Here is a 21176-nt window from a genome sequence, read left to right as displayed (position 1 = left end):
AGGCGTGCGACAGGATCCGCCGCGGCGCCGCGAGACCACGAGGTGCGCAGGCGTGAGGGGGCACCTGTGACGGCGTCGACGCGTCCCAGCGCGGTCGGTTGGGCTCGTGACCAACTTCAGACACCACTGACTCTCATCGGTGGCTTCTTCCGGATGTGCGTGTTGACCGGAAAAGCGCTGTTCCGCTTTCCGTTTCAGTGGAAAGAGCTGATCCTGCAGTGCTGGTTCATCATGCGGGTCGCCTTCCTGCCGACGATCATGGTCTCGATCCCGTTGACCGTGCTGCTGATCTTCACGCTCAACGTTCTGCTCGCCCAATTCGGTGCCGCCGACCTCTCTGGCGCGGGTGCGGCGATCGGTGCGGTCACCCAGCTCGGCCCACTGACCACAGTGCTCGTAGTGGCGGGGGCCGGCTCCACCGCGATCTGCGCCGACCTCGGCGCCCGCACCATCCGTGAAGAGATCGACGCGATGGAGGTGCTCGGCATCGACCCGATCCACCGGCTGGTGGTGCCCCGGGTGATCGCCGCGACCGTGGTTGCCACGCTGCTCAACGGTCTGGTGATCACGGTCGGTTTGGTAGGTGGCTACTTATTCGGCGTCTACCTGCAGAACGTGTCGGGCGGCGCCTACCTCGCCACGCTGACCACCATCACCGGTATGCCCGAGGTGGTCATCGCCACGGTCAAAGCCGCGACGTTCGGACTGATCGCCGGCCTGGTGGGCTGCTACCGCGGCTTGACCGTCCGCGGCGGGTCCAAAGGTCTGGGCACCGCCGTCAACGAGACCGTGGTGTTGTGCGTGGTCGCGCTGTACGCGGTCAACGTAATCCTGACCACCATCGGAGTCCGGTTCGGGACGGGGCACTGACATGTCGACAGGCGCAGTCGTAGGGGCCCGCTTCCCGCGGGCGGCAGACAGCTTCAGACGCGTGGGCGGCGTCTTCAGCCAGGGAATGGACGAGAGCGGGAAGCTCGCCTGGTTCACGTTGGTCGCCATCGGGCAGATTCCGCACGCGCTGCACTACTACCGCAAGGAAACGCTGCGGCTGATCGCCCAGATCGGCATGGGCACCGGCGCGATGGCCGTCGTCGGTGGCACCGCCGCAATCGTCGGATTCGTGACGCTGTCGGGTAGCTCGCTGGTCGCGATCCAGGGGTTCGCATCGCTGGGGAACATCGGCGTCGAGGCGTTCACCGGGTTCTTCTCCGCACTGATCAACGTGCGCATCGCCGGTCCCGTCGTCACGGGTATCGCGCTGGCGGCCACGGTCGGCGCCGGCGCCACCGCCGAGCTGGGGGCCATGCGGATCAGCGAGGAGATCGACGCCCTGGAAGTGATGGGCATCAAGTCGATCTCGTTTTTGGCGTCCACCCGGATCGTGGCCGGACTGGTCGTGATCATCCCGCTGTACGCGCTGGCGATGATCATGTCGTTCCTGTCGCCCCGGATCGTCACGACGGTCTTGTACGGCCAGTCCAACGGAACCTACGACCACTACTTCCGAACGTTCCTGCGCCCTGATGACGTGTTCTGGTCTTTCTTGGAGACCATCATCATCGCGGCGGTCGTGATGGTCACCCACTGTTACTACGGGTACAACGCAGGCGGCGGCCCGGTCGGCGTCGGCGAGGCCGTCGGCCGGTCGATGCGCCTGTCGCTGGTCTCGGTGCAAGTGGTGGTCCTGTGTGCCGCGTTGGCGCTGTACGGCGTCAACCCCAACTTCGCCCTAACGGTGTAGCGACATGACAACTCCTGGGAAGCTCAACACGCCGCGCAACCCGCCCTACAAGCTGGCGGGCATCGGCATGATCGTGATCTTTTTGGTTGCTCTTGCCTTGGTGTACGGGCAATTCCGGGGCAGCTTCACGCCCAAGACCGAGGTCACGATGGTGTCGTCGCGGGCGGGTCTGGTGATGGATCCGGGCTCGAAGGTCACTTACAACGGGGTGGAGATCGGTCGGGTCGCCGACATCTCCGAGTACGTGCATGACAACAAGCCGGCGGCCAAATTCAAGTTGGAGGTGTACCCGAGGTACATCCGGCTGATCCCGGCGAATGTGACTGCCGACATCAAGGCGACGACGGTGTTCGGTGGCAAGTACGTGTCGCTGACGACGCCCAAAGACGCCCAGGGAAATGAGATTCCGCAGGGCCGTTTCGATCCCAGAAGAGACGTCATCACCGCGAAGACGGTGACAACCGAGATCAACTCCCTGTTCCAGACCATCACCTCGATTGCGCAGCAGGTGGATCCGGTCAAGCTGAATCTGACGCTGAGCGCGGCCGCCCAATCGCTCGCCAATCTGGGCGACAGGTTCGGACAGTCGATCGAAAACGCCAACGTGATACTTGACGAGGTCAACCCGCGGATGCCGCAGGCTCGGCACGACATCCAGCAGTTGGCGGCGCTGGGCGACACCTACGCCGACGCGGCACCGAATCTGTTCGACTTCCTCAACAACGCGGTGATCACGTCGCGCACCATTAATGCGCAGCAGAAGGACCTGGACCAGGCGCTGCTGTCGGCGGCCGGGTTCGGGAACACCGGCGCCGACGTCATCGGCCGCGGTGGACCGTATCTGGCGCGTGGGTCCGCCGACCTGGTGCCCACCGCCCAGTTGCTGGACACCTACAGCCCTGAGCTGTTCTGCATGGTGCGCAACTACCACGACACCGAGCCCAAGGCCGCCCAGTTTCTCGGTGGCAACGGCTACTCGCTGAACGACCACGCCGAGCTGCTGTCAGGGTTGGGCCTGATGCTCAACCCCGTATCGCTGGTACCTACCCTGCTGTCACAGGTCGGCGGCCTGGCCGGGGTGGTCGGCGGGGCCCCTAATCCCTACATGTGGCCGGAGAACCTGCCGCGCGTGAACGCTCATGGTGGGCCCGCTGGTGCGCCGGGTTGCTGGCAGCACATCACTCGCGATCTGTGGCCCGCACCCAACCTGGTGATGGACGCGGGCGTCAGCATTGCGCCGTACAACCACTTGGATACCGGTTCGCCCTATGCGATCGAGTACGTCTGGGGCCGTCAGGTAGGGGATAACACGATCAACCCATGAAAATCACCGGGACCATCGTCAAACTCGGCATCTTCTCAGCGGTGCTGCTGCTCTTCACTGTGATGATCTTCATCGTGTTCGGCCAGATCCGATTCGACCGCACCAACAAATACACCGCGGAGTTCAGCAATGTCAGTGGGCTGCGGAACGGCCAGTTCGTGCGCGCCTCGGGGGTGGAGATCGGCAAGGTCAGCAAGGTTGCATTGATCGACGGCGGCAAACGGGTCCGGGTGGATTTCAACGTCGACCGTTCGGTTCCGCTGTATCAGTCGACGACGGCACAGATCCGCTACCTCGACCTGATCGGTAACCGCTACCTCGAGCTCAAGCGCGCCGAGGGCGATGGCTTCGACAAGGTCTTGTCGCCGGGCGGATTCATCCCGATAGCGCGGACATCGCCGGCGCTGGACCTCGACGCGCTGATCGGTGGCTTCAAGCCGCTGTTCCGAGCGCTGGACCCGGAGAAGGTCAACACCCTCGCGAAGACCCTGATCACCGTGTTCCAGGGTCAGGGCGGAACCATCAACGACATCCTCGACAACACCGCGCAGCTGACCTCGCAGATCGGTGAGCGTGACAAGGCCATCGGTGAGGTGGTCACCAACTTGAACAAGGTGCTGGACACCACGGTCAAGCACCGCAAGGACTTCGATGAGACCGTCAACAACCTCGAGGTGCTGATCACCGGTCTGAAGAACCATGCCGACCCGTTGGCCGCCGGGACCGCGAACATCAGCAACGCTGCCGGAACCGTCGCGGACCTGCTGGGCGAGGACCGTGCTCTGCTGCACAAGACGATCAACTACCTCGACGCGATCCAGCAGCCGCTGATCGATCAGCGTCAGCAGCTGCTCGACTTCCTCCACAAGGTGCCGGGCGCGCTCAACTCGATCGGGCGCGGCATCGGCTCCTACGGAGACTTCGTCAACTTCTACGCGTGCGACATCACACTGAAGATCAACGGGCTTCAGGCCGGCGGTCCTGTCCGCACGGTCCGGCTCTTCCACCAGCCGTCGGGTAGGTGCTCGCCGCAATGAGATCTCTCGAACCAGCCAACCGACTTCACATCGGGCTCATGGGCATCATGGTGACGATCCTGGTCATCGGCGTGGGCCAGAGCTTCACCAGCGTTCCCATGTTGTTCGCCAGGCCCAGCTACTACGGGCAGTTCACCGACACCGGTGGCCTCAACAAAGGTGACAAGGTGCGCATTGCCGGCCTAGAAGTCGGCAAGGTCGAAGAACTCAAGATCGACGGCGACCACATCGTGATGAAGTTCTCGATCGGCACCAACAGGATCGGTACTGAAAGCCGACTCGCGGTTCGCACCGACACCATCCTCGGTAAGAAGGTTCTCGAGATCGAGGCGCGGGGCAACCAGCTGCTGCGGCCAGGAGACGCGTTGCCGCTGGGGCAGAGCACCACCCCCTATCAGATCTACGACGCGTTCTTCGACGTCACGAAGGCCGCTACCGGCTGGGACATCGATTCGGTCAAACAGTCACTGCATGTGTTGTCGGACACGATCGACCAGACCTACCCGCACCTGAAAGATGCGCTCGACGGGGTGGCCAAGTTCTCCGACACGATCGGCCACCGCGACGAGGAGATCAAGCATCTGCTCGCGCAGGCCAACCAGGTGGCCAGCATCCTGGGTGACCGCAGCCAGCAGGTGGACCGGCTGCTGGTCAACGCGAAGACGCTGATCGCCGCCTTCGACGAGCGCGGACGCGCCATCGACGCGTTGCTGGGCAACATCTCCTCGTTCTCGACCCAGTTGGCCGGGGTGATCAACGACAACCCCAACCTGAACCACGTGCTGGAACAGCTGCGTCAGGTCAGCGACATCCTGATGGAACGCAAAGACGACCTGGCCACCGGACTCGTCGAGGTCGGCAAGTTCCTCCCGTCGTTGAACGAGGCGGTCGGGTCGGGACCGTTCTTCAAAGTGGTCCTGCACAACCTGGCGCCCGGTCAGATCGTGCAGCCGTTCATCGACGCCGCATTCAAGAAGCGCGGCCTCGACCCTGAGAACTTCTGGCGCGGCGCCGGGCTGCCCGAGTACCGGTGGCCCGACCCCAACGGCACCCGGTTCCCCAACGGTGCGCCGCCACCGGCACCGCCGCTGCTGGAGGGCACCCCGGACCATCCGGGACCGGGCGTCCCGCCCGGGTCACCCTGCTCGTACACGCCGGGCAATCCCGGGGGCAATGTCACGGTCGGAGACGAGGGTCTGCCGCGGCCGTGGAACCCGCTGCCTTGCGCGGGAGCGATCCAGGGCCCGTTCGGCCCGGTACCGGGCGGATTCCCGGTTCCGATCGACGTGCAGGCATCACCGCCGAACCCTGACGGCCTTCCGCCGCTTCCCGGACTCCCGGGCAGCGCGCGCCCAGGCCAGGCGCCTCCGGGCGTCCCCGGCACGCCGGTACCGATGCCTGGCGCGCCTCCGCTGGCACGTACCGACCCCGGGGCGCCGCCGCCCCCGCCGTCGACGTTCGCGCCGGGCCTGCCTCCGGGTCCGCCCGCGCCGCATGGTCCCGGTCCGCAATTGCCGGCGCCGTACATCAACCCGGGTGGTGCGGGCGGTAGCGGCGCGGCGGGAGGTAGCCAGAATTGAGTACTGCCTTTGATATCCGCAACATCAAGTTGCCGGCGATGTCCCGGGTGTCGGTCATCATCGGATCACTGGTGGTGGTACTGGGACTCGTCGCCGCGTACGTCGGCTACCACCTGTTCATGCAGCTGACCAACAACACCGTCACTGCCTACTTCCGTCAGGCGAACGCGCTCTATGCGGGCGACAAGGTCCAGATCATGGGCCTGCAGGTGGGCAGGATCGACAGCATCGAGCCCGCCGGCGACAAGATGAAGGTGAAATTCCACTACGACAGCAAGTACAAAGTCCCGGCCAATGCCTCTGCGGTGATTCTGAACCCCACCCTGGTGGCATCGCGGAGCATTCAGTTGGAGCCGCCCTACAAAGGTGGCCCGGTGCTGGCCGACAACGCGGTGATCCCGTGGGAGCGCACCCAGGTGCCGACCGAGTGGGACGAGCTGCGCAACAGCATTACCGACATCATCTCCAAACTCGGCCCGTCCTGCCCCGAGGGACAGGATGCGAGCTGCACGGTGGAGCAGCGCAAGGGTCCCTTCGGTGAGGTCCTGGAATCCTTCGCCAACGGCCTGCAAGGCAAGGGCGAGACGTTCAACAAGACGCTGACCAGCCTCTCGCAGGCCTTGACCGCGTTGAACGAGGGTCGTGGTGACTTCTTTGCGGTGGTACGCAGCCTGGCGCTGTTCGTCAACGCACTGCACCAGGACGACCAGCAGTTTGTCGCGTTGAACGAGAACCTGGCGTCGTTCACCAGCCGGCTTACCCATTCCGATCAGGATCTGTCCAACGCGACACTGCAGATCGACTCGCTGCTGACCACGATCCGCCCGTTCCTGGACAAGAACCGTGAGGTGCTGACGCATGACGTCAACAACCTGGCAACGGTGACGAACACGCTGCTGCAGTCCGAGTCGCTGAACGGGTTGGAGACGGCCCTGCACGTCCTGCCGTCGGCCGCGGCGAACGTGAACCAGATTTACCACCCGTCGCACGGGTCGGTCATCGGTGTTCCGGCGATCACCTTCTCGAACCCGATGCAGTTCATCTGCAGCTCGGTTCAGGCCGGCAGCCGCCTGGGGTATCAGGAATCGGCCGAGTTGTGTGCGCAGTATCTGGCCCCGGTCCTGGATGCGATCAAGTTCAACTACTTCCCGTTCGGGTTGAACCTGTTCAGCACCGCCGAGACGCTGCCGAAGCAAATCGCTTACTCCGAGCCGCGGCTGCAACCGCCGCCCGGGTACAAGGACACGACCGTTCCGGGCATCTGGGTGCCAGACACGCCGTTGTCGCACCGCAACACGCAACACGGCTGGATTACCGCGCCGGGGATGCAGGGAACGAAGGTAGGGCCGATCACCGCGGGCCTGATGACCCCCGAGTCGCTGGCCGAACTGATGGGCGGTCCCAACATCGCACCTGTTCAGTCGACGTTGCAGACGCCTCCGGGACCGCCGAACGCATACGACGAGAACCCGATATTCCCGCCTGTGGGCTTGAATGCGCCGGTGCCGGTCCAGCCGCCACCGCCCGGGCCAGGGGTAATACCGGGACCCGTCGCACCCACGCCGGGCCCAGGGGCCGGCTTGGCACCGGCGCCGGTACCGGCTGGACCGCCGCTGCCAGCTGAGGCAGGAGCGGGTCAGTGAGCGGCCGGGTGAGCGCGTTGAGCGCGATATTGCGGCGCCGCACCTGGCAAGTGTCGGTGTTGCTGCTAGCGACGGTGATGCTGAGTTCGTGTGGTTGGCGCGGCATCTCCAACGTCACCATTCCGGGCGGTCCGGGCAGCGGCCCGGATTCCTACACGCTTTACGTGCAGGTGCCCGACACCCTGGCGATCAACGGCAACAGCAAGGTGATGGTCGCCGACGTCTTCGTTGGCTCGATCAAGTCGATCGACTTGAAGAACTGGATCGCCACGCTAACGCTGGGCGTGTCCAAGAGCACCAAGCTCCCGAAGAACGCGCTCGCCAAGATCGGCCAGACCAGTCTGCTGGGTTCTCAGCACGTCGAGCTGCTCGCACCACCGGACCCGTCGCCGGAGCTGCTCAGGGACGGCGACACCATCCCGCTGAAGAACTCGTCGGCCTATCCCACCACCGAGCAGACACTGGCCAGTCTGTCGATGATCCTGCGCGGTGGCGGCATCCCGAACCTGGAAGCGCTGCAGAACGAGGTCTACAACATCCTGCACGGGCGCGGACCCCAGATCCACGACTTCCTCGGCAAGCTGGACACGTTCACCCGCCAGCTGAACGAGCAGCGCGATGACATCACGCACGCGATCGACTCGACCAACCGGCTGCTGACCTATGTGGGCGGTCGAGACGACGTCGTGGAGCGGGTGCTGACCGACGTCCCGCCGCTGATCAAGCATTTCGCGGACACCAAGCAACTGCTGATCAACGCCGTCGACGCGGTCGGGCAGCTGAGCCAGGTCACCGCGCAGTACCTCGGCGAAGCACAGGGGCCGCTGTATCAGAACCTGCAGTCGTTGCAGTGCCCGCTGCGGGAACTCGGCAGGGCCTCGCCGTACCTGATCGGCGCCCTGAAGTTGATCCTCACTCAGCCCTACGACATCGACACCGTGCCGAAGATATTCCGCGGTGACTACCAGAACGTGTCGTTGACGCTGGATGTGACCTACAGCTCGGTCGACAACGCGTTCCTGACCGGTACCGGGTTGTCCGGCGCGCTGCGTGCCCTCGAGCAGTCGTACGGCCGTGATCCCGCGACGATGATCCCCGACGTGCGCTACACGTCGAACCCGAACGACGCACCCGGCGGACCGCTGGTGGAAAGGGCGGAGAGAGGGTCATGCTAACTCCCTTCATCAGACGCCAGTTGGTCCTGTTCGGGGTCATGACGGTGGCTGTGCTGCTCATACTCGGCCTGTATTACCTGCAGGTACCGAGCCTGGTCGGTATCGGCCGGTACAACCTCAAGGCCGAGTTGCCGGCATCGGGCGGTCTGTACCCGACGGCAAACGTCACCTATCGCGGCATCACCATCGGCAAGGTCACCTCCGTCGAACCGACGGAGCGTGGCGCCGAAGCGACGATGAGCATCGACAGCGACTACAAGATCCCGCTGAACGCGACGGCGAACGTGCACTCGGTGTCCGCGGTCGGTGAGCAGTACCTGGACCTCGAGACACCAAAAAATCAACCCGCGTCGAGCAAGTACTTCGCCGACGGAGACACCTTGAGGCTGCACAACACTATTTGCGGCGAAGGTCCAGATTGCACGAACTCGGTGCCCAGTGAGATCGGGCCCGCGCTGGACACAGCTAATCGCGGGCTTGAGGTGTTGCCCAAGGAGAAGATCGGCCAGCTGCTCGACGAGACGGCGCAATCGGTCGGCGGATTGGGTCCCGCCCTGCAACGGCTTGTCGACGCAACCCAGGCGATCGTCGGTGACTTCAAGACCCAGATCAACGACGTCAACGACATCATTGAGCACTCCGGACCAGTGATCGACAGTCAGGTCCGGTCGGGGGACGCGATCCAGCGCTGGGCGCGCAACCTGAACACTCTGGCCGCGCAGTCCGCCCAACGCGACCCCAACATCAGAAGTATCCTGCGCCAGGCAGCGCCGACCGCCGATCAGGTCAACGAGCTGTTCAGCGACGTCCGGGAATCGCTGCCGCAGGTGCTGGCGAACCTTGAGGTCGTCATAAACCTGCTGAAGAAGTACAACGCCGGCCTCGAACAGGTCCTGGTGTTCCTGCCGCAGGGCGCTGCGATCGCGCAGACGGTGGCCGCGCCGTTCCCGAACTACGCCGCACTGGACCTGGCGCTGTCGATCAACCAGCCGCCGCCCTGTCTGACCGGCTTCATCCCGGCATCGGAATGGCGGTCTCCGGCAGACACCAGCGTCGCTCCGTTGCCGAGCGGAACTTACTGCAAGATCCCGATGGACACGCCGGCCAACAGCGTGCGTGGGTCGCGCAACATTCCGTGTGTCGACGTTCCGGGCAAGCGCGCCGCCACGCCACGTGAGTGCCGCGACCCCAAGCCGTACGTCCCGCTGGGCACCAACCCCTGGTTCGGCGACCCGAACCAGCTCTTGACCTGCCCGGCGCCTTCGGCGCGCTGTGACCAGTCGGTACGTCCAGGTATGGTCATCCCAGCGCCGTCGGTGAATAACGGTCTGAACCCGCTGCCCGCTGACCGGCTTCCGCCTGGCGGTTTGACGCCACCCGCGATCAGTGACCCGTTGCAACGGCCAGGTTCAGGTACGGTGCAATGCAACGGACAACAGCCCAACCCGTGTGTCTACACTCCGAGCGGGCCTCCCTCCGCTATATACAGCCCCCAGAGTGGTGAACTGGTAGGGCCCGACGGCGTGAGATACTCCGTCGAAAACTCAAGCAAAACAGGAGACGACGGATGGAAGGAGATGCTGGCGCCAGCCGGCTGAACCCCACCGACGCCGACGATTCGTTGCGTACCGAGGTGCAGGCCGAGGATTCGCCGGAATCCGAGGCCGGAACCGAACAGATCAAAACTGAGGCCGCAACCGAGCAGCTCGAGGTGAAAGCCGAGGCGGCCTCGGACCCCGCGGCCGACGAAGCCACCACCGAGGTGAAGGCCGACGATTCGCCGGAGCCGGAGCCAGTGGCCGCGCGAGGTCCGTCGCGTCTGGGTCGCGGGTGGCTGGCCGCCATTTCCGCGGCGCTGCTGTTGGCGGCCGGTGGCCTGGGCTTCGGGGGCTATCGCGCGCTGATCTCCCACCAGGAGAGCCAATCGATAGCGCGCAACAACGAGGCCGCGCTCGCGGCCGCGAAGGCGTGTGTCGCGGCGACTCAGGCACCGGACACCAACGCGATGGCCCAAAGCGAACAGAAGATCATCGACTGCGGCACCGACGAGTACCGTTCCCAGGCGCTGCTCTACACCAGCATGCTGGTGCAGGCTTACCAGGCGGCCAACGTCCACGTTCAGGTGACAGATGAGCGGGCAGCCGTGGAGCGCACCAATAACGACGGTACGGTCGACATCCTGGTCGCGTTGCGCGTGAAAGTGTCCAACAGTGCCGAGCAGAACCAGGAGACTGGCTACCGCCTGCGGGTGACAATGTCGCCGGTGGACGGCCAGTACAAAATCGCCAAGCTCGTCACGGTGACGAAGTGACATTGTTGGTTGAGGAGACTCAGACCACGGCGGCCATCAAAGAGTCAACAGGGCACAGCCTGGCGCCATGGCACGTTCGCGCGGCCGCGTTCGCGATCGACATCCTGCCGGCCGTCGCCGTGGTGGTCACGATGCTGCTGGTGTGGGACACCATGCCGCCGGGCGGCGTGTGGTCGTGGGTGTGCATTTCGGTGCTGGCGATCGCCAGCTTGCTGATGCTGGTCAACCGGTTGCTGCTGCCCGCGGTCACCGGCTGGAGCCTGGGACGTGCCTGCTGTGGAATCGCGGTTGTCCATCGTGACGACACGGCCCCGGGCGCATGGACTCTGCTGCTCAGGGACCTGGCCCACCTGCTTGACACCGCTTCATTGCTGGTGGGATGGCTGTGGCCAATGTGGGATGCGAGCCGGCGGACCTTCGCCGACATGTTGGTGGGCACCGAGGTGCGGCGCGTCGAACGGGACGAGCGGCTGCAGAACATACGGCGGTGGACCGCAACGGCAGTGCTGACCGCTGCCCTGCTGTGCGTGGCGGGTACGGCCATGAGCTACGGGGTGGTGTACAGCCAGGAACGGGCCACTGATCAGACCAGGCAAGAGATCAAGATCGAGGGACCCAAGTTGGTCGTGCAAATGCTGACGTACGACCCGAAATCACTGGACGCCGACTTTTCCCGCGCCCTGTCGCTGGCGACCGACAAATATCGGCCCAAACTGAAAGATCAGCAGGAGGTAGTGAAAAAGGGCCAACCGGAAATCAACGAGTACTGGCCGACCGACAGCGCGATTCAATCGGCGACGCCGGACCGGGCGACGATGTTGGTGTTCATGCACGGTCGGCGGGGCGATGGGCCCGAGATCCGGTATATCACCGCGAGCGTCCGGGTGAACTTTGTCAAAGGCGCAGACGATCGTTGGCGCATCGACGACCTCACCCCCGTGACCAAACCAAAATCGGGTGACGGAAAATGAGTCCCCGCCGTAAGTTTCAACCCGACGAGGAGCCACTGCTCGTCGCGGACACGATCACGCCGGCGCGGCGACGGTGGGAGTTTCCGCTCGCTGTCGCGGTCGCTTCGGTGCTGACGGCCGCGGCAATCACGGCATCCACCCTGATGTTGTTCTCCCATCAGTCCCATCACCGCGACGATCAGAAGAACCGCGAGGCGCTGAACTACGTGACGTGGTTCATGCAGGACTTCACGACCATCGATCCGTATCACGCGAACGCCTATGTCGACCGGATACTGGCTCAAGGAACCGGCGATTTCGCAAAGCACTTTCAGGAGACGGCCAACGAGACCCTGCTGGTGATCGCCCGAGCCGAGCCCGCCACTGGCACCGTCCTCGGCGCGGGTGTGGAACGGTGCAACGACGATGGCAGCATCAATGTCCTGGTGGCCACCGACGTCACCTCGAAATCAGCGGATGAGAAACAGGTGTTCCATAACACCAATCGCTGGACGGCGACCGCTAAGCAGGAAGGGAATCAGTGGAAGATCAGCAACCTGCTGCAGGTGATCTGACCATCGAGGGGGCTGTCGCTACCGACGTGACCGAGGGTGCCGAAGTCGAGGCCACGCAGTCCGACGCCGGCTCTGAGGAGACCGCGACCAAGAAGAAAGGCCGTCGGCTGCTCCGGAACAGGCGTTTTGGCGGTAAGCGGGCCCCGGCTGTCACTACTGATGTGACCGAGGCCGTCGAAGTCGACACCACGTCCGAAGCCCGCTCGGAGGAGACCGAGGCAGCGGAAACTGACGGGGGTAACGAGGAGGCGGCTGCCACCGAGGAGACCTCTGTCGCTACTGATGTGACCGAGGCCGCCGAAGTCGAACAGGCCGCCGAAGGCGAAGAGGCTGACGTAGCCGAAGAGGCCGAGGTGACCGAAGAGGCCGAGACCCTTGAGAACGGCAAGACCCTCAAGAGCAAGACCGCTAAGAACAAGAGGAACAAGAGAGCCCGTCGTCCCCGTACCAAACCACTGATCGGTAAGCGCACGGCCGTCGGCATCGTGGTGGCGGCGAGCCTGCTGTTCGTCGGTTCGGCCGGGTTCGCGGGTGCGGCCACGCAGCGTTACCTCTCGGAACGCGCCGTCATCGCAACCAAGCTCAACGTGGCGCGGACTGCGGCCAACGCGATCACCACGCTGTGGTCGTATACGCCGGAGAATATGGACACGCTCGCCGATCGGGCAGCAAACTACCTCAGCGGCGATTTCGCCGCGCAGTACCGAAAATTCGTCGACGCGATCACGGCCCCTAACAAGCAGGCCAAGATCAGCAGCAACACCCTGGTCACCGGCGCCGCTGTCGAAACATTGGATGGGCCGAACGCCATCGCGATCGTGTACACCAACACGACGTCCAGCAGTGCGTTGAAGAAGAACATCCCGTCCCTGAAGTACCTGTCCTACCGGGTGAACTTGAAGCATGATCACGGCCGCTGGCTGGTGACGCGGATGACGACGGTCACGCAGCTGGACATCACCCCCCGCATCTAGCGCGGCTGGGCCACCCCATTGGCCGTTACCTCGCCGGTATCCGAGCGGCTGACCGTCATCGCGCTGCTGCTGCTGACCTTCGCCACCGGGCTGGCCGACTCGATCAGCATCCTGGTGCTCGGGCACGTGTTCGTCGCCAACATGACCGGCAACGTGATCTTCCTGGGCTTCTGGCTTGCCCCGAAGACCAACATCGATCTGACCGCCGTCGCGGTGGCACTCCCGACGTTCGTGTGCACCACCATCATGAGCGGCCGATTGTCACGGCATTTCGGTGAGCGCGCGCGAGCCTGGATCAGCACCGTGCTGGCCATGGAGATCGTGTTGCTGGTGGCGCTGTCGATCTTGGCCGGCGCGGGTGTGCTGCACTATCACGACAACACCAAACTCATCATGATCGGCCTTCTTGCGGTGACGTTCGGTCTGCAGCACTCGAGTGCCCGCCAGTTCGGGATTCAAGAACTCTCCACCACGGTGTTGACGTCCACGATCGTCAGCCTCGGTCTGGACAGCCATCTGGCCGGCGGCACCGGCGCCCGCGAAAAACTGCGCTTCAGCGTCGTTTTCACGATGTGTGCCGGCGCTTTCGTCGGCGCGACGATGTCACGATTCGTCGTGGCTCCGGTGTTCGCGGTGACGGCGGCGGTGGTGGCGGCGAGCATGCTGATCTTCCGCTTCGGCCGGGCCTGACGCTCGGCTGAGCCGCGCGGCCGCTAGTTGAAGGCGAGCCAGCTGGGCAGACCCCGCTCGTGAGAATCGCAGAGAACTTGCCGGGTGTCGCACGAGCCCTTCGGCGATCCGGCGCCGGCCCACATGCCTCCAGAGTCGCGGCGCACGACGATGGCCGACGATCCACCGCCGTCGAGCAGGATTGCCGTGTCGCTGCCCAGGCCGCGGAACAGGTCCTGGATGTTGTCCGGCGTGTAATTGCCCCCTTCGAAGATGTACATCTCGTCACGCTGCTTCACGTAGGCCAGCGCGGTTCGCGCGGCGCTGGGACCGCCGTCGTGGAGCTGGCCGGTGTTGCCAGGGCTCAATAGTCCGATCCCGGCCACCGCCACGAACCGTTCGTTCTTGTTGAGCAGGTCCTGGATTACCGGAGTGGCCTCGTCATAGTCTTGGGTTCCCTTGGGCCGCAACACATACGGCGCACCGCCGGCGGGCAGGATCATCGTCGTCAACGACGTCCAGCTCTCACCCCCGCCGGAAAGGCCTTGCTTGCCGGGATAGGCGACCGTGCCCGTCACCGCCTGGTTGGCGCGGCCCTGGCCGTGGGTGTTGTCGACGAACGCTCCCAGCGGCGAACTGCACCCGGTCGACCGCCAGGAGCCGCCCTTCTGCGGACGCACGTCGAAGAAGTTCGCGTTGATCGCGATGGTCGGTTGCCCCATGCGCTGCCACGCCTGCAACGGCGGGTAGATCTCCGACGCCTGCCACAGGCCCTCGCCGGTGCGGGCCCCCGCGTTGCTCTCGCAGCGGGCCTGGTCGCCTTGGTGCGTGTCGACCAGCAGGTGCGGCTGCAGCCGTTGCGACGCATTCTTGATGACCATCAGATGGCCGCCGTTGTTCATCTCGTACCAGCCCCCGCCGCCGTTGAGCATCGGCGTGGGGTGACCGGGGCCGAAGTTGTAGACCAGGTAGGAGCCCTTGGTAGTCGCGATGGCGCTCTCGAGCATCTCCCGCCCGTCGGCGGCGCGTGCCAGCGGCTGCCCGGTGGTGGTGGCCAGCGTCGCGCACGCCGCCACAGCGGCGCAGCAAGCGGCCAGACGGCGCAAGCCGGCAAGTGGTGTCAGCACGATAGCCCTTTCGGCCCGGATGCGATAACAACCAAGGATTAGTCACATCCGTCACACTGTCAACTTTAGTAACAGCCGCGTGACGCTCTGGCCGCGCTGGAATTACGTTTCCGCGCTTGGACTTTCGGCCTCCGTGTCGGACTTGACTTCGGGCTCGCGTTCCGGCTCAACTTCCGGCTCGGATTCGCGCTTGCTTTCACGCGCCTGGTGTTGCGCCTGGTGGGCTTCGGCGATCGCCAGCGCGACTGCCCCAGGAAGGCGGTGGAAGCCGCTGCGGTCGTACATGCGCGTGACGATGCCACCCAGCAGCAGCCCAATGACCAGGCCGAGCGACGTCATCAGCAGCGCCTGGGTCAGGCCGGCCTCCCCGCGGCCGCCGAGGTACAGCAGCGACCGCACCCCCAGGAACACCTGGTGCATCGGCTCGAATTCGGCCAGCCAGCGAAAGAACGTCGGCACCGCTTCCAGCGGGACGGTGGCGCCCGCCGACGGCAACCCGAGGATCACGAAGACCAGCATGCTGAACAGCAGGCCCATCGAGCCCAGGATCGCGATGAGCGAACTGGACGTGACACCCACCGCGGTGATCGCGAACACCCCGTAGGCCCACAATTTCCAGCCGTGGTCGATGGGCATTCCCAGCCCGTGCGCTATCGCCATATAGACCGCCGACACCAGCAGCGCCAGCAACGCCATCATCGTCCACTTGATCAGCAGCGTGCGGAAGCGCGAGATGCTGATCTGCTCGGCGAAGCGATACACCGGGCCCCATTCGGCCGGCACGTAGCCGAGCATCGAGTCCACCAGCGTGCTGACCACGATGCTGCCGGTAAAGCCGGCCAGCAGGAGCAGCAGCGCGTAGTAGAAGGCCGACAGGCCGTTGCCGGTGCCATTCGGAAGCCGGTTGTAGACCTCGGTCTTGACATCGATGGGGTTGGCCAGCACTGACGCCGACGCTCCGGTCAACGACGCGCCACCCGGTTGCGCGGCGACCTCGGCCGAAAGGCGCTTGCCGACTTGGCTGTTGGCCTCAGCCATGGCCGTGGACAGGGTCTGGCCGGCGATACTCGACGCCAGCGTGCCGGCCCGCTGATTCGTCCAGATCATCACGGTGGGCCGGTCGGCATGGGTGGGCGCTACCGCGCTCTCGCCGAACTCGCGAAGGTTGGTCGACAGGTTCACCGGAATGAACAGTTCGCCATATACCTTGCCGCTGTCCATCAGCCGCTTGGCCTCGTCGTGGGACACCACCCGCAGGTCGAACTTGTTCTTGTCCAACTTCGGGCTGGTGAGTAGACCGTCGACGATTTGTGCGCCTGTCGGGCCGGCGTCCACGGTCACCACGGCGATCGGGAAATGGCGCAGGTTGGTCGTCGGGTTCAGGATGCCGCCCAGGTAGAGGGCGCACAGAGCGGACATGAGGGCCAGCGTGATGACGATCGGCACTCCCCAGAACCGCACGGTCCGTACCGCCTTGAGTGGGTTGGCCGCCGCGTGTCGTGGCTGCGTTTGAGACATGCGGGCTCCTGTCTGTCGTGGCCACTCTATGCGGCCGTGTAGTGGGATGCCGCGGGTTCCAAAGTATGTAAACGGCGCTTACTTGCTGCTAACGTAGGAGAGCGATGTAAGCGGTGTCAACATTTGTGAGGGCTGTCACGGATGTCAGGATCAGACAGGTCATACCATCACGGCGACCTGGCCGGGGCGCTGGTGCGCGCCGGCATAGAACTGCTCGAGGATGGTGGTGTCACCGAACTGTCGCTGCGAGCGGCCGCCCGGCGCGCCGGCGTGTCCACCGGTGCGCCCTACCGTCATTTCGCCGACCGCGAGGCCTTGGTGTCCGCTGTCGCTGCGGTGGGCTATCGCGACCTGGCCGCACAGTTGGCGGCGGCGCACGCCGCGCCAACCAGCGTCGACGACCTGGCCGACGTCGCGGTCGCCTACGTTCAGTTCGCCCTGACGCGGCCCGGACTGTTCCGGGCGATGTTCGCCGAACCGCGCGATCCGACCGCCACCGAACGGGCCGCGGCAGTCGAGAACATCACCGAGTACCTGTACTCCATTGTGCGACAAGCGCTTCCATCGGATGACCCGGACGCGATGGCAGTAGCCTTGTGGGGGCTCGTCCATGGCCTGGCCTTCTTGCACCTCGACGGCAGGCTCGACAGCTCATCCAGCGACGCAGTCGCAGACCGGGTCCGTGCGGTAGTGCGGGCCGTCCTCGGCCACGGCCGTTAGGGCGCCTATGTCTGCCTCGCCCGCTTAGCCGCCCAGCCCGACGTGCATCTCCCAGACCAGCAGTTCGGACGGCTCGATCGCGGTGACCCGCCGCCCGTCGTCGTCGGTGAAGCGGACCGCGTCGCCGTCGGCGAGATCGCCGGCTCCTTCCAGGGCGATCCGGCCGCGCGGGACGAACAGGTGCAGGTAGGGGGCCGCGGGCAGGGCGACCGTGTCGCCGGGCCGCAACCGCGCGCCATGCAGCGCGGCGCCGCGGTTGTGCAGGGTGATGGCCGCGTGGTGTCCCGGTATACCCGAGGCGATCGTCGCCAGGTTGCCGGTCAATACCTCCTCGGCAATCTCGTGCTGCTGGTAGCCGGGGGAGATGCCGGTCTCGTCGGGGATCACCCACATCTGGACGAAATGCACCGGCTCCGAGGCGGAATCGTTCTTCTCCGAATGCAGGATGCCGCTGCCCGCCGACATCCGTTGCGCCAGGCCCGGGTAGACCACTCCGTGATTGCCGGCGGAATCCTGGTGGGTCAGTTCGCCCTGCAGCACCCAGGTCACGATCTCCATGTCCCGGTGCGAGTGGGTGTCGAATCCCGTTGCGGGCTCGACGATGTCGTCGTTGTTGACCAGCAGCAGGCCGTGGTGGGTGTTGGCTGGGTCGTAGTGGTCGCCGAACGAGAACGAATGCCGGGACTTCAGCCAGGGTGTGGTGGTGACGGCGCGGTCGGCCGCCCGTCGGATCTGCACGGTTCCTACAGTAGTAGGCCCTGCGCATGGTGCAGGGCGGCGTCGAGTTCGGGCAGCGTCAGGCCAACCGCGCCGCCCAGGTGGATCTCGATCTGGTACTCCGGCTGGCCGTCGCGACCGAAAATCGGCAGCACGACGAATTCCGTTGCCGCAAGCTCTGTTTCGAGGACACCCGTAACGGATTGCAGCGTCACCATGGTCATCAGCGTGGTGAGCTGACGGGTCACCTGTGCGGTGGGCTCCAGCGATGCCAGCACGCTGGCCAGCCGGTGGTGCAGCGACTGGTGGGTGTCGTCGAACCGCCACGCGCCGTAGCCGCGGGCCCGGATATCGGCGAGGACTCGCTGGTGCTGGGCAATTTCGGCGGGCGTCAGCCGGGGCGTGACCCGTCGCAGCCAAGCCTGGACGAAATCCTCATCGCGCCAGGCCATCGCGACCAGGCCAAACGGCGGACCGATGGGGAAGCGCTGCCCGACGGCATGTTCGCCATCGGTGCCGTGGCCGAACGCGTCGATGGTGGTCAGGTGCCGGTCGCCGATCTTCGACATCGAGCAGCCCGCGCCGAGCGTCTCGTGCAGCAAGCGCAGCGCGTCGCGCCCGCGGTCCAGCAGGGGGAACTGCATTCGCAGGCCGTGCACCAGCCCGAACAACCCGCTGCCCAGGGCGTAGCGGCGGTCCTCGCGCCGCGTCACCCAAGCGCCCCGTTCCAGCTCGGCCAGCACCAGGGCGCAGGTTGACGTGCTGATCCCGCAGATCTTGGCGAGGTCGGCCGATGCCCGTCCCTGCGGTGAAGCGGCGAGCGTCGTCAGTACCTCCATCACCCGACCGGTCGGGGGCGACTTGGCGGTTGACGGGCTCACGGACGGCTCCTTAGCATTCGTCCTAAATGTAGCTCATAGTTTCCTAATATTAGGAGTCCAAGTGTTCAAGGTTGGAGTCTGGGGACCCGGCTCCATGGGGCTGATCGCCCTGCGTGGGGTCATCGATCATCCAGAGTTGGAACTCGTCGATCTGGTCGTGCACAGCGACGCCAAGGCCGGCCGCGACGCGGGGGAGTTGTGCGGCGTTGTACCGGTGGGTGTGGTGGCCACGCAGGACCCGGCGCCGATGCTCGCCGGTGCGGCCGACGTGGTGGTGTACGCCGCCGGGGCCAACTTGCGGCCGTTGGAGGCCGTCGAGGACATGGTGTCGATCCTGCGGGCCGGGAAGAATGTCGTGTCGTGTTCGGTGGTGCCGCTGGTGTTCCCCGAGGCGGTCGACGCGGCGTTCACCGACCCATTGCGCCGGGCCGCGCTGGATGGCGGTGTGTCTTTCTTTACCACCGGCATCGACTCTGGATTCGCCAATGACGTTCTACCGCTGGTACTTTCGGGTGTGTCCCGGGTCATCGAATCGGTTCGGGTGACCGAGATGTTCAACTACGCAACCTATCCCGACAAGGCCGCAGTATACGAGATCCTCGGCTTCGGCAAGCCGCCGGAGTTCACCGCGTTCGCGGCCACACCCGGAGTGTTCACCTTCGGCTGGGGCCCGGTGCTGCACCAGCTCGCCGCCGGACTCGGTTGCAAGATCGACGACATCGAGGAGACGAACGAACGGGTGCCGACGCCGGAGTCGTTCGACACACCCACCGGTCGCATCGAGGCCGGGACGATCGCCGCCATGCGCTCCATGCTCACCGGATATGTCGACGGCAGAGCGACTTTCGTGCTGGACCATGTGACACGGATGCGCGACGATATTGCGCCGGACTGGCCGCAACCGCATATCTGCATCGAGCCGAAGGACCTCGGCTACGGGTTGGCGACCGGCCGGGGTCTCTACCGCGTCGAGATCGAGGGCTCCCCGAGCATGCGGTGCGAATTCGAGATGGCCGACGATCACGACCACGATCTGGGCGCGCGCATGGCCGGCGCGTCGCGCATGGTCAACGCCATACCGGCGGTGTGCGCCGCGCCGCCGGGGCTGTTGTCCGCACTGGACCTGCCGTTGGTCACCGGGGCCGGCCTGGTCCGCTCTGTCGAGGGTCCGTCTCCGGACAGCCGACTGTTCTGAGCATGTCCGAACCCGTTCCGATCAAGCACTTCTCGCACCTGTGCGTCGGCGTCTCCGACATGGACACCTCGCTGGCCTTCTATACCCGCGTGCTCGGCATGGACGTGGTGTTCGATGTTCAGCTCGACGGCACCGGCCTGGACAGCGTGACCGGAATGACCGGTGCCGCGGGGCGAATGGTCGGCGGGCTGATCGGCGGGACCATGATCGAACTGCTCGATCTCGGCGACGTGCCGAGTGTTCCAGCCGGTCCGCATCGTGGCTATACCAATATGTCGTTCACCGTCGCTGACGCCGACGCCGTATACGCACAGCTCGCCGCGCGCGGCGACGTAAGTTGCGCTGCGCCGGTGGATATCGCCGGGGTGCGGATGTTGTTCATCGCCGACCCCGACGGGACCCCGATCGAGTTCATCGAATTGCCCGGCGGTGCGGAGACCACTGAACAACTCTGGAGGCCGGTCGGGTAGTTCAAGTCAACAACCACCTGTAGAGTCGCAAGACGATGTATCCGAGTGCCGGCCCGACTAAGGTGCACACGACAACCAACGCGATCCGCTTGCCGCTCAAGCCAATTGGCTCACCGGTATCAGCGCGAACGACCTTGTACCTGAGGACGGAATTAGCGATGGTCGAACCTTTTCCGCCCTTCCGATAGCCCCAGTTCCAAAGGCAATACGCGATCACCGCTACCAACGCAATGATCGCTGGCGCGCCATTCCACCCCGGGGGCATTTGCCTAGAGCAATAACTGACGCCGCCGAAGTCTTGGCACCTTGTTCTGCTCGCGGCGAACCAAATTCCTTCACCGATCGCGAAGAACGCGATCGGGACGGCAATGACGTCGATGAGCGCCGCTGCGAAACGACGCCCAGCACCAACGGCTTGGCCCGAACGCTTGTCGATCGCAACCGTGCGGCGGCCCGGGCGTCGTGGCGGCTCCCCCCGCCACGTAGGCGGGGCTGCAGCGACCGGCTGCCACGTGGGCGCTGCCGTGGATACCCGCGGCGTTGGTGTGTCTACCCGCCTGGGCATTGTC

At 65.0% G+C, this 21176-nt stretch carries 21 protein-coding genes; 16 read left to right on the top strand and 5 right to left on the bottom strand.

The genetic code is table 11. The features are described 5' to 3' along the window. Window positions 1-153 precede the first annotated feature (153 nt). From VML93_RS28425 to VML93_RS28365, 13 genes are all read left to right on the top strand, one after another. On the top strand, window positions 154-870 hold the full coding sequence (locus VML93_RS28425; protein ID WP_414686472.1) for an MlaE family ABC transporter permease: 717 nt from the start codon (window positions 154-156) through the stop codon (window positions 868-870). A gap of 1 nt (window position 871) precedes the next feature. Next, a complete protein-coding gene (locus tag VML93_RS28420) occupies window positions 872-1741 on the top strand; it encodes an ABC transporter permease (protein ID WP_325615587.1) in 870 nt (289 codons plus the stop codon). 4 nt (window positions 1742-1745) lie between these two features. Then, window positions 1746-3065, top strand: coding sequence for an MCE family protein (locus VML93_RS28415; protein ID WP_325615586.1), 1320 nt, complete (start codon window positions 1746-1748; stop codon window positions 3063-3065). Next, complete coding sequence (locus VML93_RS28410) at window positions 3062-4102, top strand: virulence factor Mce family protein (protein ID WP_325615585.1); 1041 nt, start codon at window positions 3062-3064, stop codon at window positions 4100-4102. The genes VML93_RS28415 and VML93_RS28410 overlap by 4 nt, the downstream gene beginning before the upstream one ends. Further along, a complete protein-coding gene (locus VML93_RS28405; RefSeq protein ID WP_325615584.1) occupies window positions 4099-5682 on the top strand; it encodes a virulence factor Mce family protein in 1584 nt (527 codons plus the stop codon). The genes VML93_RS28410 and VML93_RS28405 overlap by 4 nt, the downstream gene beginning before the upstream one ends. Next, window positions 5679-7325, top strand: a complete 1647-nt coding sequence (locus VML93_RS28400; protein ID WP_325615583.1) for a virulence factor Mce family protein — start codon at window positions 5679-5681, stop codon at window positions 7323-7325. Before VML93_RS28405 ends, VML93_RS28400 begins: the two co-directional genes overlap by 4 nt. 17 nt (window positions 7326-7342) lie before the next feature. Continuing rightward, window positions 7343-8500, top strand: a complete 1158-nt coding sequence (locus tag VML93_RS28395) for a virulence factor Mce family protein (RefSeq protein ID WP_414686471.1) — start codon at window positions 7343-7345, stop codon at window positions 8498-8500. Then, window positions 8494-10098, top strand: a complete 1605-nt coding sequence (locus tag VML93_RS28390; RefSeq protein WP_325615582.1) for an MCE family protein — start codon at window positions 8494-8496, stop codon at window positions 10096-10098. Before VML93_RS28395 ends, VML93_RS28390 begins: the two co-directional genes overlap by 7 nt. Continuing rightward, window positions 10068-10811 carry an Mce protein gene (locus tag VML93_RS28385; protein ID WP_325615581.1) on the top strand — a complete coding sequence of 248 codons (744 nt, stop codon included), beginning with the start codon at window positions 10068-10070 and terminating at the stop codon, window positions 10809-10811. The genes VML93_RS28390 and VML93_RS28385 overlap by 31 nt, the downstream gene beginning before the upstream one ends. Next, complete coding sequence (locus tag VML93_RS28380; RefSeq protein ID WP_325615580.1) at window positions 10808-11782, top strand: RDD family protein; 975 nt, start codon at window positions 10808-10810, stop codon at window positions 11780-11782. Before VML93_RS28385 ends, VML93_RS28380 begins: the two co-directional genes overlap by 4 nt. After that, window positions 11779-12336, top strand: a complete 558-nt coding sequence (locus VML93_RS28375) for a mammalian cell entry protein (RefSeq protein ID WP_325615579.1) — start codon at window positions 11779-11781, stop codon at window positions 12334-12336. Before VML93_RS28380 ends, VML93_RS28375 begins: the two co-directional genes overlap by 4 nt. 161 nt (window positions 12337-12497) lie before the next feature. Then, on the top strand, window positions 12498-13310 hold the full coding sequence (locus tag VML93_RS28370) for a mammalian cell entry protein (RefSeq protein WP_414686470.1): 813 nt from the start codon (window positions 12498-12500) through the stop codon (window positions 13308-13310). 18 nt (window positions 13311-13328) lie between these two features. Next, complete coding sequence (locus tag VML93_RS28365; RefSeq protein ID WP_325615578.1) at window positions 13329-14000, top strand: YoaK family protein; 672 nt, start codon at window positions 13329-13331, stop codon at window positions 13998-14000. Window positions 14001-14023: 23 nt separating this feature from the next. On the opposite strand, the gene VML93_RS28360 is transcribed toward VML93_RS28365, so the two are convergent. Together VML93_RS28360 and VML93_RS28355 are read right to left on the bottom strand one after the other, a co-directional pair. Next, window positions 14024-15127, bottom strand: coding sequence for a phosphodiester glycosidase family protein (locus tag VML93_RS28360; protein ID WP_325615606.1), 1104 nt, complete (start codon window positions 15125-15127; stop codon window positions 14024-14026). A gap of 81 nt (window positions 15128-15208) precedes the next feature. Continuing rightward, window positions 15209-16624 (bottom strand): YhgE/Pip domain-containing protein, encoded by a 1416-nt coding sequence (locus tag VML93_RS28355; protein ID WP_325615577.1) that lies wholly within the window; start codon window positions 16622-16624, stop codon window positions 15209-15211. A gap of 141 nt (window positions 16625-16765) precedes the next feature. On the opposite strand from VML93_RS28355, the gene VML93_RS28350 reads away from it, so the two are divergent. Beyond that, the gene (locus tag VML93_RS28350) at window positions 16766-17344 is read left to right on the top strand and encodes a TetR/AcrR family transcriptional regulator (protein WP_325615576.1); all 579 of its coding nucleotides are present in this window, start codon (window positions 16766-16768) and stop codon (window positions 17342-17344) included. A 24-nt stretch (window positions 17345-17368) separates the two neighbouring features. Here VML93_RS28350 and VML93_RS28345 read toward each other — a convergent pair whose 3' ends face one another. Together VML93_RS28345 and VML93_RS28340 are read right to left on the bottom strand one after the other, a co-directional pair. Then, complete coding sequence (locus VML93_RS28345; RefSeq protein WP_325615575.1) at window positions 17369-18082, bottom strand: pirin family protein; 714 nt, start codon at window positions 18080-18082, stop codon at window positions 17369-17371. A gap of 5 nt (window positions 18083-18087) precedes the next feature. Continuing rightward, window positions 18088-18900, bottom strand: coding sequence for a MarR family transcriptional regulator (locus VML93_RS28340; protein ID WP_325615605.1), 813 nt, complete (start codon window positions 18898-18900; stop codon window positions 18088-18090). 103 nt (window positions 18901-19003) lie between these two features. On the opposite strand from VML93_RS28340, the gene VML93_RS28335 reads away from it, so the two are divergent. Then, the gene (locus VML93_RS28335) at window positions 19004-20137 is read left to right on the top strand and encodes a dihydrodipicolinate reductase (protein ID WP_325615574.1); all 1134 of its coding nucleotides are present in this window, start codon (window positions 19004-19006) and stop codon (window positions 20135-20137) included. 2 nt (window positions 20138-20139) lie between these two features. Beyond that, window positions 20140-20607, top strand: a complete 468-nt coding sequence (locus VML93_RS28330; protein ID WP_325615573.1) for a VOC family protein — start codon at window positions 20140-20142, stop codon at window positions 20605-20607. Window position 20608: 1 nt separating this feature from the next. On the opposite strand, the gene VML93_RS38725 is transcribed toward VML93_RS28330, so the two are convergent. Beyond that, complete coding sequence (locus VML93_RS38725) at window positions 20609-21172, bottom strand: RDD family protein (RefSeq protein WP_414686469.1); 564 nt, start codon at window positions 21170-21172, stop codon at window positions 20609-20611. Window positions 21173-21176 lie beyond the last annotated feature (4 nt).

The sequence above is a fragment of the Mycobacterium sp. genome (genome assembly GCF_035499775.1).
Lineage (GTDB): Bacteria > Actinomycetota > Actinomycetes > Mycobacteriales > Mycobacteriaceae > Mycobacterium.
Note: the sequence above shows the minus strand (reverse complement) of the source record. Positions and strands in the feature narration are given on the sequence as shown.